Source organism: Arthrobacter sp. UYEF20 (assembly GCF_040546335.1).
Classification (GTDB): domain Bacteria; phylum Actinomycetota; class Actinomycetes; order Actinomycetales; family Micrococcaceae; genus Arthrobacter.
In genome coordinates this window covers 1-13,879 of record NZ_JBEPNP010000030.1, presented here as the reverse complement: position 1 = coordinate 13,879, position 13,879 = coordinate 1, and the positions used below count along the sequence as shown (strand labels likewise).

General features: G+C 65.0%; 24 protein-coding genes. 16 read left to right on the top strand and 8 right to left on the bottom strand.

What is annotated here, in order from left to right; genetic code table 11:
* Positions 1 to 272: 272 nt before the first annotated feature.
* On the bottom strand, positions 273 to 539 hold the full coding sequence (locus ABIB26_RS21575) for a GlsB/YeaQ/YmgE family stress response membrane protein (protein ID WP_354248010.1): 267 nt from the start codon (positions 537 to 539) through the stop codon (positions 273 to 275).
* Between the two features lie 421 nt (positions 540 to 960).
* Here ABIB26_RS21575 and ABIB26_RS21570 point away from each other — a divergent pair, with 421 nt between their 5' ends.
* From ABIB26_RS21570 to ABIB26_RS21560, 3 genes are all read left to right on the top strand, one after another.
* Positions 961 to 1,704 (top strand): hypothetical protein, encoded by a 744-nt coding sequence (locus ABIB26_RS21570; protein ID WP_354248009.1) that lies wholly within the window; start codon positions 961 to 963, stop codon positions 1,702 to 1,704.
* A gap of 476 nt (positions 1,705 to 2,180) precedes the next feature.
* On the top strand, positions 2,181 to 2,426 hold the full coding sequence (locus ABIB26_RS21565; protein WP_354248007.1) for a YegP family protein: 246 nt from the start codon (positions 2,181 to 2,183) through the stop codon (positions 2,424 to 2,426).
* 225 nt (positions 2,427 to 2,651) lie between these two features.
* A complete protein-coding gene (locus ABIB26_RS21560) occupies positions 2,652 to 2,930 on the top strand; it encodes a cupin domain-containing protein (RefSeq protein ID WP_354248004.1) in 279 nt (92 codons plus the stop codon).
* 899 nt (positions 2,931 to 3,829) lie between these two features.
* Here the strand turns inward: ABIB26_RS21560 and ABIB26_RS21555 are convergent.
* Positions 3,830 to 4,045, bottom strand: coding sequence for a hypothetical protein (locus ABIB26_RS21555; RefSeq protein ID WP_354248001.1), 216 nt, complete (start codon positions 4,043 to 4,045; stop codon positions 3,830 to 3,832).
* Positions 4,046 to 4,787: 742 nt separating this feature from the next.
* On the opposite strand from ABIB26_RS21555, the gene ABIB26_RS21550 reads away from it, so the two are divergent.
* From ABIB26_RS21550 to ABIB26_RS21525, 6 genes are read left to right on the top strand one after another with little or no spacing between them, the layout of a single operon-like run.
* Positions 4,788 to 5,033, top strand: a complete 246-nt coding sequence (locus ABIB26_RS21550; protein WP_354247998.1) for a hypothetical protein — start codon at positions 4,788 to 4,790, stop codon at positions 5,031 to 5,033.
* Between the two features lie 12 nt (positions 5,034 to 5,045).
* Positions 5,046 to 5,381, top strand: a complete 336-nt coding sequence (locus ABIB26_RS21545; protein WP_354247995.1) for a histone-like nucleoid-structuring protein Lsr2 — start codon at positions 5,046 to 5,048, stop codon at positions 5,379 to 5,381.
* A 57-nt stretch (positions 5,382 to 5,438) separates the two neighbouring features.
* Positions 5,439 to 5,831: a hypothetical protein gene (locus tag ABIB26_RS21540; RefSeq protein WP_354247992.1), complete on the top strand. Its 393-nt coding sequence runs from the start codon at positions 5,439 to 5,441 to the stop codon at positions 5,829 to 5,831.
* Between the two features lie 28 nt (positions 5,832 to 5,859).
* A complete protein-coding gene (locus ABIB26_RS21535; protein WP_354247990.1) occupies positions 5,860 to 6,300 on the top strand; it encodes a hypothetical protein in 441 nt (146 codons plus the stop codon).
* A 10-nt stretch (positions 6,301 to 6,310) separates the two neighbouring features.
* Positions 6,311 to 6,487: a CsbD family protein gene (locus ABIB26_RS21530; RefSeq protein WP_354247987.1), complete on the top strand. Its 177-nt coding sequence runs from the start codon at positions 6,311 to 6,313 to the stop codon at positions 6,485 to 6,487.
* Positions 6,488 to 6,528: 41 nt separating this feature from the next.
* Entirely contained in the window at positions 6,529 to 6,927 is a 399-nt protein-coding gene (locus ABIB26_RS21525) for a hypothetical protein (RefSeq protein WP_354247984.1), read from the top strand.
* Between the two features lie 219 nt (positions 6,928 to 7,146).
* On the opposite strand, the gene ABIB26_RS21520 is transcribed toward ABIB26_RS21525, so the two are convergent.
* From ABIB26_RS21520 to ABIB26_RS21495, 6 genes are all read right to left on the bottom strand, one after another.
* Positions 7,147 to 7,497 carry a hypothetical protein gene (locus ABIB26_RS21520; protein ID WP_354247982.1) on the bottom strand — a complete coding sequence of 117 codons (351 nt, stop codon included), beginning with the start codon at positions 7,495 to 7,497 and terminating at the stop codon, positions 7,147 to 7,149.
* A 179-nt stretch (positions 7,498 to 7,676) separates the two neighbouring features.
* On the bottom strand, positions 7,677 to 7,898 hold the full coding sequence (locus tag ABIB26_RS21515) for a hypothetical protein (protein WP_354247979.1): 222 nt from the start codon (positions 7,896 to 7,898) through the stop codon (positions 7,677 to 7,679).
* Between the two features lie 118 nt (positions 7,899 to 8,016).
* Entirely contained in the window at positions 8,017 to 8,256 is a 240-nt protein-coding gene (locus tag ABIB26_RS21510; RefSeq protein WP_354247977.1) for a hypothetical protein, read from the bottom strand.
* A gap of 42 nt (positions 8,257 to 8,298) precedes the next feature.
* Positions 8,299 to 8,703 (bottom strand): Asp23/Gls24 family envelope stress response protein, encoded by a 405-nt coding sequence (locus ABIB26_RS21505; protein ID WP_354247974.1) that lies wholly within the window; start codon positions 8,701 to 8,703, stop codon positions 8,299 to 8,301.
* A complete protein-coding gene (locus ABIB26_RS21500; protein WP_354247971.1) occupies positions 8,696 to 9,280 on the bottom strand; it encodes an Asp23/Gls24 family envelope stress response protein in 585 nt (194 codons plus the stop codon). The genes ABIB26_RS21505 and ABIB26_RS21500 overlap by 8 nt, the downstream gene beginning before the upstream one ends.
* Complete coding sequence (locus ABIB26_RS21495) at positions 9,271 to 9,873, bottom strand: RNA polymerase sigma factor (protein ID WP_354248054.1); 603 nt, start codon at positions 9,871 to 9,873, stop codon at positions 9,271 to 9,273. Before ABIB26_RS21495 ends, ABIB26_RS21500 begins: the two co-directional genes overlap by 10 nt.
* A 523-nt stretch (positions 9,874 to 10,396) precedes the next feature.
* On the opposite strand from ABIB26_RS21495, the gene ABIB26_RS21490 reads away from it, so the two are divergent.
* The 7 genes from ABIB26_RS21490 to ABIB26_RS21460 all read left to right on the top strand — a co-directional run.
* On the top strand, positions 10,397 to 10,732 hold the full coding sequence (locus ABIB26_RS21490; protein ID WP_354247968.1) for a hypothetical protein: 336 nt from the start codon (positions 10,397 to 10,399) through the stop codon (positions 10,730 to 10,732).
* A 294-nt stretch (positions 10,733 to 11,026) separates the two neighbouring features.
* Positions 11,027 to 11,527, top strand: a complete 501-nt coding sequence (locus ABIB26_RS21485) for an Asp23/Gls24 family envelope stress response protein (RefSeq protein ID WP_354247965.1) — start codon at positions 11,027 to 11,029, stop codon at positions 11,525 to 11,527.
* Positions 11,528 to 11,585: 58 nt separating this feature from the next.
* Complete coding sequence (locus ABIB26_RS21480; RefSeq protein WP_354247963.1) at positions 11,586 to 11,765, top strand: hypothetical protein; 180 nt, start codon at positions 11,586 to 11,588, stop codon at positions 11,763 to 11,765.
* Entirely contained in the window at positions 11,762 to 12,157 is a 396-nt protein-coding gene (locus tag ABIB26_RS21475; RefSeq protein ID WP_354247960.1) for an Asp23/Gls24 family envelope stress response protein, read from the top strand. Before ABIB26_RS21480 ends, ABIB26_RS21475 begins: the two co-directional genes overlap by 4 nt.
* Complete coding sequence (locus ABIB26_RS21470; protein WP_354247957.1) at positions 12,154 to 12,735, top strand: DUF6286 domain-containing protein; 582 nt, start codon at positions 12,154 to 12,156, stop codon at positions 12,733 to 12,735. Before ABIB26_RS21475 ends, ABIB26_RS21470 begins: the two co-directional genes overlap by 4 nt.
* Positions 12,736 to 12,777: 42 nt before the next feature.
* A complete protein-coding gene (locus tag ABIB26_RS21465; RefSeq protein ID WP_354247955.1) occupies positions 12,778 to 13,398 on the top strand; it encodes an Asp23/Gls24 family envelope stress response protein in 621 nt (206 codons plus the stop codon).
* Positions 13,399 to 13,495: 97 nt separating this feature from the next.
* The coding region (locus tag ABIB26_RS21460; protein ID WP_354247952.1) for a PRC-barrel domain-containing protein at positions 13,496 to 13,879 on the top strand (384 nt) is incomplete at its 3' end.

Sequence of the window (13,879 nt, the reverse complement as noted above, 5' to 3'; positions counted from 1 at the left end):
CCGCCGTCTTCCGGGGTGCCGGGGTCTGGCCTTCGCGGTCCCTTCACCGCTGCGAAACCTCTCTTCCCTGTCACCGGCATCATTTCCTGGACGGGTTTGTGAATAACCGGGGGCGGACCGCGTCTTCCGCAAAGACCCCACCCCGGTCCGGGAAATCCCCTTTAGCAGCGACAGCGTAGGGGGCGCTGATCGAGGGGAAAGGGGCGTCGCGGAGTCACCCCCGTCCGGGACTTTCTCCCGTTGCAACTCCTCCAGGTCAGACCCGGTTCAGGTCAGACCCGGCTTCTGCGACCACTGACGGCCCCAAAGATCAGGAGCACGATGACGGCGCCGAGGATGGAGAGCAGCCACGTCCTGAGGTTGAAAAAGTCACCCAGACCGCCCCCGAAAATCAGAGAACCGATCCACCCGCCAAGGATCGCCCCGACAACCCCGAGAACGAGCGTGAGCACCCATCCGCCGCCCTGCCTGCCGGGAAGGATGGCCTTGGCAATCGCTCCCGCGATGAGCCCAAGGAGCAGAAATCCGAGAATTCCCATGACTGCAAGTCCTTTCAATAAGCCAACGCCGAAATCTTCCGATGATACTCAAGGATAGTCCGCATATTTACCACCGGCAGGCTTAGTGGCCCATCGGAAATGGTCCGCTTCATGTGCCGTCTTTGCACGCATATCCTGATGACCGGTGCCTCTGAGCGTATGGGCTCAGATCGTGGCGGCCTGACATGCTCCGGGGCCACCGGGTATAAACGGGCCAGGTCCGGCATCGGCGCCGGCCGCCCGTAGCGCCGGCCCCAAACGGCCCTCGGTCACAGATCGTCGGGAGCCGGGCCACCCACGCCGTCCCGCCCGGCCCCCGCCGACACAGCAAAGTTGATGCACAGGGAAGTGATCGGGGACCGGGTGCTTCGGAGCGGCCCACCGGCAAGCCGGCCAGCTGGCGGGCAGTAGGCTGGCTTCCATGCCGACCACACGCAATGTCGCCTGGGACGAACGTCTGGCAGCGTTCAAGGGCAGGGACACGACCCACTTCGTGACCCTGGCCGCTGACCTGGCCGCCGAGTGCGCCGCCTGCGGGCTGGCGTTGCAGCCGGATGAGCTGCTCTCCCTGATAGTGGACATCACCGACGGCACCGATGCGGATGGGTTCGAGTACCAGAGCTTCGACACCTGCATCTGCCACCGGCGCTGCCGGGAACCGGGGGTGAGCCTGCACCGGGCCGCCGGCGGGCCGGACGAACTTGCAGTCATTGGGGCGAGGTTCACCTTGGGGCCGCGCGTCCGGGCACGGACGATACCCGTGCTGGCCTTTACGCTGGTCCCGGTCCTGACCTTCCGTGAACCGGGCGGGGAACTGACTTCCGCCCTTGTCTCCGTGCTGCTCACCCACGGCTTCCGGCTCTCCCTGGGCACCGGCTATGACGAAATCGTCGACCAGGTCCGGGAGGTGGGCCCCGGCGTCGACTGCACCGTGGCCGAGAGCGGCCTGGTCATCCTCAGCATCGACGGCGGGCACATGTACTCCCACCAGATGGACCGCCGGGATGCCGGAGACGCTGAATGGCTGGACGCGGCCGCACGGAAAGGCAAGGTGCTGGTCATCAGCGGTGATTACCTGGAGATCACCGATACCGGGCTGAACCTGGACCCCGCCGCACGCCTGGGTACCCTGGCAACTGGCCACGTCCCTGTCCTGACTGCCTGAACCCGGTCCGGGACGCGAAGCAGGCGCCGCCCCTTAGGGACCGGCGGCCGCGTCCGGGCCAAACCGGCTGGATCCTGCAACCTCCGGGCCCGCCGGGCACCGATCAGACTGTCAGCGCCAGATCCAGGGCAAAAGGAGAGGGAGACCGGTGCGGCAGGGCACCGGTCTCCCTCTTTTCCCGAGCGGGAAACCACCACTGTACGTCACGTCTCTCTTCGGATGGCAGGGGATCGCGCCGGGAACCCAGAGGCACATCAACCCCGGGGCCACCCGGATACTGGCCAGTAAGCTTACCGTCCGCGTACCGTAGGCTGGGTGACCCTGTGGCTTGCCTCACAGAACCCTCAGGACAGAACCGCAGCACAGAATCCGCAGCACAGAATACTTTCGACGGACCAGAGGCCCGGGATGCAACGCCGCATCCGGGCCCGAGGAGAATACCGGCGCGGCTCCTTCCCGCGTCCAGGAGGACACCGATGACCGGCACATTCGAACTCTTCACCGACGACACCCAGTACTTCAGATTCAGGCTCAAGGCCGCCGACGGTACAGTAATGGCCCTCTCCAGATCATTCCCCGACAAAGCCGCCGCGGTCGCCGGCATCGCCGCCGTCCGCGAACGCCGGAATGGGACTGATCACCGACCTCTGCCCCGACATCCCCGTGCGCGCCCCGTCAGCCGTGGCCCCCGCGGCCCGGACCACCGCTCCACCATCCACTAAAGCCCGGCCAGCGCCGGCCCCGCCGCCCGGGACGGCCACCGGCACGCCAGGAAGACCAGGGCGATAGGGAAGACCGGGGCGACAGGGAAGACCGGGACACAGCACACCGGGCCGCGGCGCCCGCCGGCCCAACGCAGCCTGAACCGCATCAGCGCAACTCCCCGGTCATGGACGGATAAAACCCGGCTGACCGGCACGGCGACCATAGCCAACCACAGGAGCACCATGGCCATCAGTGAAATACAGATCGAGAACAGCTCCTTCCGGGTGACACGCTGGGAACTGGAGCCTGGCGACACGATCCCGGCGCACGTCCATGAGTACGAGTACGTGGTCGTGCCCCTGACCGAGGGGACCCTGCGGGCGACGGCCCCGGATGGTGCCCAGACTGCCGTCGAGCTCAGCATCGGCCAAAGCTACGCCCGCCCGGCAGGCGCCGCGCACAGCATCGAAAACCGCGGCACCGCCTGGATCATGTTCGTCGAAGTCGAAAAGCTCTCCTAGCAAAAACAGCCCGCCGGAGCACCGGCTGGTCAGCGCAGGGAGCAGATCCGGCCCGTAGACCGGAGTCCTCCCCGGCCTGGGCTTGACGATCTTCAGGACGAGGGCGTCTCGCAGGGCCGCCCGGGCATAGTCGCGGTGCCAACTGGTCAATTCAACCAGCTCGTCCAGGATCCGGGACCTCCCTGCACGATCGGCGCACCTGTAGGCGAGGGCTTTCTTCTTCGTCACAGCTTGCCGCTGGGCCATCGTTAGCTCCATGAAAACGGGCATAGCTGGCCAATCGGGGCCAACACCGCGGACCACGCCGCTTCGCGGAGGGTTTAAAATGAGGCAACGCATCCGGCTACGCGGAGTTTAGAGAGTCAACGCGGTCCATAGCCGCCCGTCACCGGGGGACGTAGTCTGAAGTCTCCATCCGGTATCGGGCCAGAATCCCAGGGGGCACGCCATGACCATTCCGCCGACCCGCGAACCTGAACCCTTTCCCCCGCAGCCGGGCCCGGGCTCCCCGGACCCGACGTCGCCAGTTCCGCCCGGCCCCGATCCGAATCCGGCACCCGGCCCCTTGCCCGTACCCGATCCGGGACCGGTACCGCCGTATCCGGATCCCACGCGCGGGATCTCACCGTTTCCGGGAGCCCCACACACGGCTCCATCGACCGTCTGACTTCCGGGATCATCCTGTCGCCCAACCCCCCGAGCATCAGGGACGACTGCGTCGGTGCCGGACTGATGGAACACTCCGGCCGTCATCCTGGAGGCATGCTCCTGCATCGGAGTCGGCTCTTTCTGCCGGAAGGCCGTCGGGGTTTACAGCGAGGCGCCGGCGGCCACAGCCTTAGCCGGACGGTCAGCCCACCGGTCGACCGGGTCACGGCCCGGAGGCTGCGGCGGTTTCCTCAGCGGGTATCTTCGCTGTCTTCGGCCGCTTCGGCGGTTGCGTCCGGATCCTCTTCCGGCTCGAAGGTGTTCGGCTCCGTGCTGGCACCGAGCCCCACACCATCCGGTGAGCCGGGAATGGTGCCGTCCCGGCCGAGGCCAGCAGGGCCCGTCAGCTTCCGGCCGCTGGTGGGATCGTCGTCGCGGGGGTCTTTCCCTGCCTCATTCACGCTCATCGTCGTCTCCAGGATCCGCCTGCGGGTGGATCTTCACGGTAGCATTCCCGTGGTGGAATAGTAAGCGTACTTCCGGTCCGCGTTCACCGCAGGATCGAGAGCAGCCCGGCTGGTCGGTGGCGCGTGTCGCACGACAAGTTCACAGCGGAGGGACGCAGCATGGCCCGGCTCCTGTGTCGGGGCACTCTACTGGGTGCGGGCGGATTCCTCCGGGAAACAGGCAGCGGAATGGAGCCAAGAGCAGGTACAAACTACTCGTGACTTGACCGCCAATCCCGGGTTGACTGTACTGAGGCATGATTTCTCTGCTGCTGCGCGGCAGCAGTCCGCGCAGCGCGTCACGGCAAGAGTTTTTCGGGCAGCAGGGTCCGGAGGATCAGACCGGGTCGGCGATGACAGACGCCCCTGAGACCGGGCGTATCCCCAGCCATCGTCGGCCCCTCTCGGTGGGGCTCTGAACAGAGCGACAGCTCGCCGGAATCCTACAGCTTTCCATTCGGGTCCGACATTGCTGGTTGTGAAAAACCCGCTGTCCTGCCCGCCATTGTCAGGGTCCCCCAGACCGTCGATGCCTTGTCATCTGCTGCCCCTTCGCCGGCACCAAGTCGATGCGGCGGGCCGCGCCGGCACCGACACACCTCCGACCAATGTCCTTCACCGATTCGCCGGGCGTACCCTTTGCTCACAAGCAAGTACCGGGGCCCGGGAATCGGTTCCGGGTCCCCTCAGGAAGGCAGCATCAATGGAGATGAACATTCGGGACCACTGGGGCCGGCTCAGCCCCGCCACACGGCAATGGCTCACCGACAACCCCGGATGCCTGATCCTGCCGCGCACCACGACGGAAACGATCTGCCAGGAAACCGGCGTAAGCGCTGACTGTGACCAGCACGGGCAGGCAACGCTTTCCCGGGAGGACCTGGACTTCCTCCGCTCCAAGGCAGAAGGAACCCGAACACCCCCGCAATTAATGGGAGGACAACAGTAAGGACCTGATTGCATGGCCACGAAGGCAACCGTCATCCTGATCGACGACCTTGACGGCGGCGCCGCCGACGAGACAGTGACATTTGCTCTCGACGGAGCAGGTCACGAAATCGACCTTTCCGCCGCCAACGCCGCCGCGCTCCGGTCCCTTCTGGCCCCGTACATCTCCGCCGGACGGAAGGCCAAAGGGACCGCCGGAACCGCGGCAAGGAGGCCCGGCGGCGCCGCGGCCAGGAGCTTAGACGCCGGCAGGATCCGCCGGTGGGCCATCGGCAACGGGTATCAGATGGCCTCCCGCGGGCCGATCCCGGACAGGATCGTGGAGGATTTCCGGGCGTCCAACACCTGAGGGACGGGACTGGCGCCGGTTCCCGGCACGGGTCCTTGGCAGAGCTACAGTTAGCGCATGGGCGCAGACCGGGCGGAAGCGGAACATATACTCACCCTGCTTGAGCATGCCGTGGAAACCCTGACCACCGGGACCGAGCGCATCCAGCAGCGCCTGGCCGACGCCTACCGGTACAGCCTCATCGCCGACGACGCGAACAGCAGCCACAGGCTGCCTCCGACGGTCTATGCCCTCCAGCTGGATCTGCGCGAGGCCATGACGACGGTCCATGACGGGGAGCGCGGATGGGCCACCGCCAGCGCAGCCACACTCACCGATGACCAGTGCGTCATCTTCGCCCGCAGGATCCTTGACGCCGCGCGCCTGATGCGGGACGAAGGCGGCAGTGCCCGGGTACGCCCGCCGGGCCTGTTGTGGGAGAGAATGAGGAACCGCCGGCCGGCGGGGTGATGGCGCTGCTGGCAGAAGGGAGAGGGCTGTGGAGGACCCGTACACGGTTTCGCTACACCTCATCTTTCTGGGAACGCTCATGCTGGGTTTCACCATGTTCCTCGCCGGGCTCGTGCTGTGCACGGCCCTGCTGGCCCTGGCCGTGGCCGCCCGGTTGCTGGCACTGACAGCCCGCGGGCTCTTCCGCCGGACGGTTCTCAGACACCGGTGGCGGCCACGTCCCCTCGGGCAGGCATCCGGAACAGGCCGAAGCGGCAGCGCGAATGAACGGCGCGCAGCGCCCACGGCGCCGCAAATCCCGAGTCTGCCGGGGATGCCCGGGGGCCGGACCGCAGGCAGCGATATAAGCGGGATATCGGGCCAGCTGGATGCCAAGTCCGGCGTCCAGGATGAGGATCCGGTGACGGCAACGCAGGGTTACGATGAACATGTCCTGCCGGGATTCCCCGGCGGACCATCCGCTCGATAGGGGAAAGATCATGGGTTTGGGTGACAAGTTCAAGCACGCCGCCGAGAAGGCCGCGGGCAAAGGCAAAGAGAAGACCGGCGAAGCGACCGGCGATGAAAGCCTGAAAGCCGAAGGCAAAACCGACCAGACCAAGGCAAACCTGAAGCAGGCTGCAGAGAAAGTCAAAGACGCCTTCAAGAAACACTGACGCGCAACTCACCGACGGCCGCGAACCGCAAGGAGATGACCATGATCGGACGGCACAAAACCGGCCACGACGTTCAGCACCGTGCGGCGGGCTGGATCAAGCACGCCGCCCCGGACCCCTCGCCCCAGGTGGACGCCGCCGTGCCCTGGGCGTTGTCCCGGCTTGAGGACGCCAATATGCCCGAGGTGGTTCACGCAGTTGTCCTCACACTGACAGGGAACAGGAAGTCCGCGAAACAGGCACGGAAGGCTGCCGAACAGGCAGTACACCGCGCGGAGCGGAAACTCAGGCGCACGTACCACGGTCACGGCCACGCATGGCTGGCCGCAGGTCTTCTCGCTGCGGCCGCGGCCGCCGGAGTACTTATCTGGCGGGGCCTTCCCGGAAGCGGAGAGCCCGAAGCAGCCCGGCCCGGGGACCTCCCCACGGACGCCGTCTGAGATCAATCCCGGAAAATGCCAGGAACGGACTCCGACCTGGCTGCCGGCGCGCCGAGGAGTTCCGGAATGACAGTTTGGGCCTGGGCGCCCTGCTGCTGGGTTTGTTCCGGTGCCCCGCAGGATGTCCCCCCGTCCACGCGCGGCACCCGCATCCACCGGGGCTGTGACAGGTGCCGGTTCCGGCCTCCCTATTTTTCCTCCGCGCAGGAAATCTCCGTCCTACGTCCGGTTCTTGCGGGCGGCGATGGGATCCAGGAATTGCGGTGCCCCTGTCTCGGTGGCTTGGTGATTGACCTGGCCGGTCTTGTCGAGCTCGATCAGACCGTCTAACTGGCTCAGGATCCATTCCCTCACGGCCTGTTCTTCCTCCCAGGATTCAACGTACGTCCAGCGGGCCGCCATTTCGTTGCGGACCTCTTCCAGGGTGTGCCGCTGGATGCCGTGGCGGAACTGATCGATGATGGATGCGCGCGCCTCGCGGCGCTGCTCGTCGTTCCAGCGTTCCGAAGGAACGATGGAGCCTGATTCGTCGCGGATTACGGCGCGGGGACGTTGGTTCATCGGGAGCACCAGTTCAGCATCCTTCCGGTAATTTTGGCGGGGTTGGTGGGGATCGAACAGGCAGCGGGTAGGTCCCGGCCGGGCGGTTCCGATCCTACGGATTCGACGGGGCCGCAGCACACTTGAAGGATAGCCAGGGAGTATGGCTGACCGGCTTCGCAGCATTCGCAGGGCTCCAGAGGGTTGTCCTAGAGCGTTTCCCAGCCAACGGTTTCCGAATATCGGGCAACCAAGACACCCTGGCCGAAGGAGGTGCTCGCTGTGGCCTCGAAGCGCAGCAGGGCGGCCCGGCACCCGGCCTCCCTCACGGTATCGGTGGCCCTGCTCAGAGCTTCCTCCCGGTCAGCGGCGTCCAGCGCAGAACGGATGTCGGCATTCTGATTAACGGTGTATTCGACGTAGAACGGCATGGCTGAAGCATTCCACATACCCCGGAGGTAAAAACAGGCAGACGGCACCCGATGCTTAAAGCTGAGACCTGCTCCAACAGGGAAAGTTGGCCTGCCGGCCGGAAGGCCGTTCCGGCGTCTATTTTGGGCTGCGGCCGCGCCGGCGTCTGGCTGCGAAATAGGCCAGAGAGGCCATGGCGGCAAAGAAGAACACGGCGGCGGGAAGGTAGCTGGCAATCAGCAGCAGCCAGACGCCGCACAGCAGCAGCACCGGCGGGAGGAGGATGGCCGCTGCCCAGAATGTCCTGCCTTGGTGCCGGCCGGTTCCGTCCGTGTTTCCTTCGGCCGGATTTTCCTGGTTGTTGGGTTCAGAGTTCATGCCGGTTCCATGGTGGGGTGGCCGTCATACTGGTGTCCTGGATCAGAGGGGCTTGGAAGGACGGGCGGTGGGTGGGTGCTCTATGGCCAGGACCGAGATGTCGATGCGCCCGGGGGTGAGGCCGGTGTGGCTGATGGTCCGGGCGATCTGCTCCCGCACGGCCTGGGCGACGTTCAGGGCCGCGAAGGCGATATCGGTGGCGATGTCGAGCTGGACGTCGGCGATGCCGTTGTGGACGGTGACGAAGACGCCGTCGTGCCGGGCGGGAGTGGTGCGGGTGTCTGTCCTGCGGAGATTTTGGATTGTTCCTTTTCCCAGGCGGGTGAGAAGGTTTTTCAGGGTCGGTTCGAGACGGAGGACACCTGGTGTATCGAGGGCCGTGCGGGCAGCAAGGTCGGCAATGAGGTGGCGGCTGATCAGCCGGGCTTCGAGGGGATGCTCAGACATCGTAGAAATCCTCCACGTTGATGTTGATGGCTCCGGCGTTGAGCCCGACGTGCGCCGTGATCATGCTGATGATCCGCTCACGCAGCAGCGCGGCGGTTCCGGGGATGTCGGTGCCGGAGGCCACGGCGATTCGAAGGTTCACCGAGATGTCGGAGGTCCCGGCCGAGCGGGGGCCGTCCGCGGTATCCGGGTCAGGATGGACGCGGCAGCGGCGGGCCCGTACTCCCGGAAGGGCGTCCGCGCCGAACCAGATGACCGAGGTGATGGCTTGTTCGCTGATCGTGATGCCCCCCTGCTCAGCCCGGTAGACGGGGATCCGGCTGCCCCTCCGGACTTCGGCACGGGCCAAATTCATGATGGCGTCCTTGACGGCGTGATGCGGCTGCAGGGAGGGGTCTTCTGCATCGTTGTCCCGAAGCGTGCGGGTGGCCTCCGCGAGCCTTGCCAGGCTGGCCCGTGCCGTCCGGCACTGGACGCAGCTGATTTCATGGGCGGTGGGGGGCTGGTTGATTGATGCCCAGACCTCGTCGATGCCGCGGCCACAGCCCAGGCGGGGGATGGTTTCGTCTATTGCCATTGACTCATCTTTTCCGCGAGTTGTGCGCGTGCTCTGGCGAGGCGGCCTCTGACCGTCTGTTCACTGACCTTCAGCGTTGCGGCTATTTCAGCGTAGCTGCGTTCGTGGATTTCCCGCAGGAGCCAGCAGGCGCGCTGCCCGGGCGGGAGGGTCAGCAGCGCTGCGGCCAGGGCGTCGATCTCGCAGGAGATTTCCGCTTCGTGGGCGGGATCGCCTCCGCCTCCCGGTCCGGCGAAGGAAGCGGCAGTTGTTTGCAGAGTTGCCGGTTCCTGGACGACCTCCGCCTGACCGGACCGTCGACGCAGCCTGTCCAGGCAGCGGTTGGTGGCCATCTGGTAAAGCCACCCGCTGAAAGCCTGCACGCTTGTCAGCAGCGGCAGCTTTCTCCAGCAGGCCACCAGGGTGTCCTGCACGACGTCTTCGGCGTCGCCCCGGTCATGCAGCATCCGGAAAGCGAGACGGAAAAGTCTGCCCTGATACGCCTCGACGAGGTATTCGAAGGCGTCCAGGTTGCCGTCCTGCGCCCGGGCCACGACGGTCGCCTCGTCCAGATCATCGGGCCGCGTCAGGACAACGCGTTCACGCTCATCCATCGTCACCGCCGGCCCCCTTTGCCCCCGAACCGCGCCACCCGGGTTCCGGGGCTTATAGCCAATATTTTCAGACGGCGCCGGTAATGGGAATGCCCCGGTGCGGGGAAGCAGGTGTCCTGTGTCATCTAAGTTGACGCAAATCGGCTAATCGCTGGACAATCTGCTTGCCCGGAGGCGGTCTGGAGTCCGGGGCAGAGACTACACCTCGACTGCCAACGCTCTCGACGCCTCGTTCACATGGGTATAGCTTGCTGGAATGGGGATGGAGCAGCGGAGGAGCCACTCGGTCGGCGTTTTAGGTTCCTTGCTTGTTGCTGTGGCCTTGTTGACCTCGTGCACGTCCCCGAGTCCTTCAGGCGTCCCCCCAAGTTCAACGACGGCCTCAGCCCGGCAGGGCTCTGACGTTGAACCAACGTCCGCCGATTCCATCCAGGACTTCAAGTGTGCCCGTCCGACTTGGTCGGGGGCGAAGGTCACGGAGCTTACCCACGGCCCAACAGTGCCAGACCTGATGGCCATTGTCATGGATGAAGACGTCCGGCCATGGGGCGACGGCGGCGCCCAGTACCAGGGTCTTCATTTCGTGAAAGTCTGGATTGCGCTCAAGACCGGAACCAAAATGGAGATCCTCGTGCCGCCGGATATGCAGGACAAGATGAGGATCGGCTGGTCGAACGACGGTTATAGATTGGCCAACGAGCTGAAAGTGTCCGGCTGCGAATCGAATCCGGCAGGCGCGCAATGGGTTGCCTATCCTGGTGGTTTCTGGCTCAAAGAGGCCGGATGCGTGCCGCTGACCATCACAACAGACACGACGACTGAGACCATTCACGTACCGATCGGCAAGAGCTGCCCATAGGCGGTCCTTCGCCATTGAAATGCCGAATCGGTCGGACCGATCAGGCTGGCCTGACGGGTATATCTCCAGCGCCGCAAATATGAACATGCCCGTCTCGTGAAGCGGCTCGCCACAATGCGTCAACTGTAATGAAACACGCCGGACAATGCGTCAAATTGGGTGAATCTGCCTCACCTTAGATGGAACGGGACAGCAGGGACAAAACAGTCTGCCTTTCCGCGTGACGTTTGGCGGTGACGTGCGTCTTTAACCATGTAGGCAACGTCGCATCGGTTGATTGAGGAGATGGTTCCCGTGACAGAAGCCCGGCAGTTCCCTGCACAGTCCGGTGGCATGGTGGCTACCGAGGAGGGGCAGAAACGGAACGCCCCCGTTGAGACGCGCCGCACGACCGACCTGCTGCACACGGACCGGGGGGATACCACCATTGAGGAAACCGTGGTCCAGAAGCTGGCCGGCATGGCCACGCGTGAGGTTCCCGGCGTGTATGCGATGGGCAGCGCTGTCCGGCGCGCGTTCGGCGCGATGACCGAGCGCATTCCCGGTTCCCAGACGAATGTCAGCGGCGGGGTGAGCGTGGAGAAGGGTGAACGCCAGACCGCCATCGACTTGAGCATCGTCGTCGAGTACGGAACGTCCATAGTCGAGGTGAGCCAGGATATCCGGCGCAATGTCATCCAGTCGGTGGAGCGCGCGACCGGTCTGGAGGTGCTTGAAGTGAACGTCCACGTCACCGATGTTCATCTGCCCGATGATGAGCGGCCCGAACAGGACACCAGGCAGCCACTGCAGTAACCAGCTCACCCGCTCCGCCCCGTTTTCGGGCGGCAGCCGATTTTGGAAGGAGTGCCGCATGTCCACTACACGATGGTGTCTGGCAGTCGGCCTGGTACTAGGAATCGTTTTGGCCTTCGGAGGTTTTACTGCCTTGGTGATAACGGTCCTCTTTGGCCTGATCGGGCTGGTAGTGGGCCGTATTGCGGAAGGGAAACTGGATCTGCAGGCATTGTTCGGCAAAGCATCCAGCCGATGAACACCACCCCAGCGCATGCCGGCTCCCGGGACATGGATTCGCGGGGGCGCACCGTCCTTGACCGGAAGGTGCTGGAGAAGATCGCCAGTCAGGTCGCCAGCGAAGAGTCCTTTGCCGGCGGGTCCTCAGGAGGGTTTCTGGGCATCGGAGCACATTCGGACTTTTCCGCCCGGCCCAAAGCCACGGTCGAGCTGGCAGGCAATATCGCCGTGCTCAGCGTGGAAATAGGGCTGCTCTACCCGGTACCGCTGCGCCAGGTAACTGAACAGCTGCGCCGCCGGATCAGCGAACGCGTCACCGCCCTGACCGGAGAGGAGGTGCGCCAGATCGACATCACAGTGTCCTGGCTGAAACCTGCCGATGAATCCACCGGCCGCCGGAGGCTGTTATGAGCCGGCACGATGGGAAAGCCACACCCCTGCGGCACCGTCCCAGCCGGGCTGTTCCTGCTCTGATCCTGGGAACGCTGCTTCTGGCCGCCGGCGTGGCACTGGTATGGGCGGCAGTGGCCCGGCTGGCCACGGGTTCGTGGCCGGTGTTTCTGGCCGGACCCCGGGACTGGCTGACCGGTGTGACCTGGAACGATCCGGGAGTCTGGGCCGTCGGGGCTGCGGCGGCGGTCGTGGGACTGGTCCTGCTGGCGGCAGCACTGGTTCCGGGCCGCTTTAACGCCTTGCGGCTGCGGGCGCCCGCGGACGGGGGGCAAGTCCCGGTGGCAGGCACGCAGGAGATTGTCATGACGCGGCGGGCCGTTGCGCGGTACGCGGCTGCGCACTGTGAATACGTCGACGGCGTCAGTTCAGCATCGGCCACGGCCACGGCACGCGCGGTCCATCTGAACGTGACCACGGCCCTGCGTGAAACAGGGGAGCTGCGCGGCCTTGTCATTGCCGTGGTCGGGGAACGCCTGGCCGGTGCCGGGCTCAACCCGGTCCCAAAGATCACGGCGTCCGTCCGGTCCAGGGAATGACCGCGGCCACTATCCTCCCGTATTCCGGAAAGAAGGCACCCCATGCGACACCACGCCGGAGCGCTGAACCGCACCTGGCTGGTCATCCTTGGCATTCTCGCCCTGGCCGGCGGCGTTCTGATACTGCTGGCGGCCAGCGGAACGCTGCACGCCATGAACCCCGCAACGGTGGCTGCAGAGAGTCCCGTCGTGACAGGGGACCTGCACACGGTCTTCGGGCCTGCCTCTGCTAAAGCCATTGTCCTGGTGGCCGGGGTTGTCATGGGCGCCCTGGGACTGTTGTGGATCCTGGCACAGATTCCACGAAGGAATCCCGCCGACAGGTACCGGCTGCATCAGGACCCCGCCTCCGGAACCACGGTATGTGATGCCTCGGTGCTGGGCTCCGCGGTGGAAAACCAGATCAATACCCTGCCCGGGGTTGTGGGCTCCTCGGCACTGCTGCGCGGCACCGCGATGGACCCGGATCTGACGATGAAAGTCACGGTTACCAACCGCGCCGACATCCAGGACGTCCTCCACAGGATCAACACCCGCGTCATTCCGGACCTCTCCACGGCACTGGAGACACCACTGCGGCGGACAGGAATCCAGCTCGAGGTCAGCGGCCGCAACGCCATTTCCGGCACCACCGTGGAGACCACCGGCACCGTCATCTACTAAGAACAACTCACGCCGAAGAACACGACCTCACAGTCAGATATTTCACTTTTCCACAAGCCAGCCCAACCTGCGCATAGAGAAAATCCAAGGAGACACCATGCTCGGCCCGGAAGACATCGACGATCTGCTCGCCAAGGGCGCAACCGTCCACTCCATCGACGGAGACAAGATCGGCCCCATGGGACAGGTCTACCTGGACGAAGACACGGAACGGCCCAGCTGGATGACCGTCAGGACAGGACTGTTCGGAATCTCAGAGTCCTTCGTCCCGTTCGAAGGCGCACTGACCGAGGGACAGGACATCCGCGTGCCCTACACCAAAGACCAGATCACCGACGCCCCGCAGCTGGACACAGACCTCCACCTGGAAACCGCCGAAACGGACAGGTGCGCACGTCAAGTTTCTGAGACAGTTTCATCGTTTTATTTCGGTTACGCTGCCAGGGATTCCTGGTCGCGGATCTGGTGGGCTGTGAGGGCT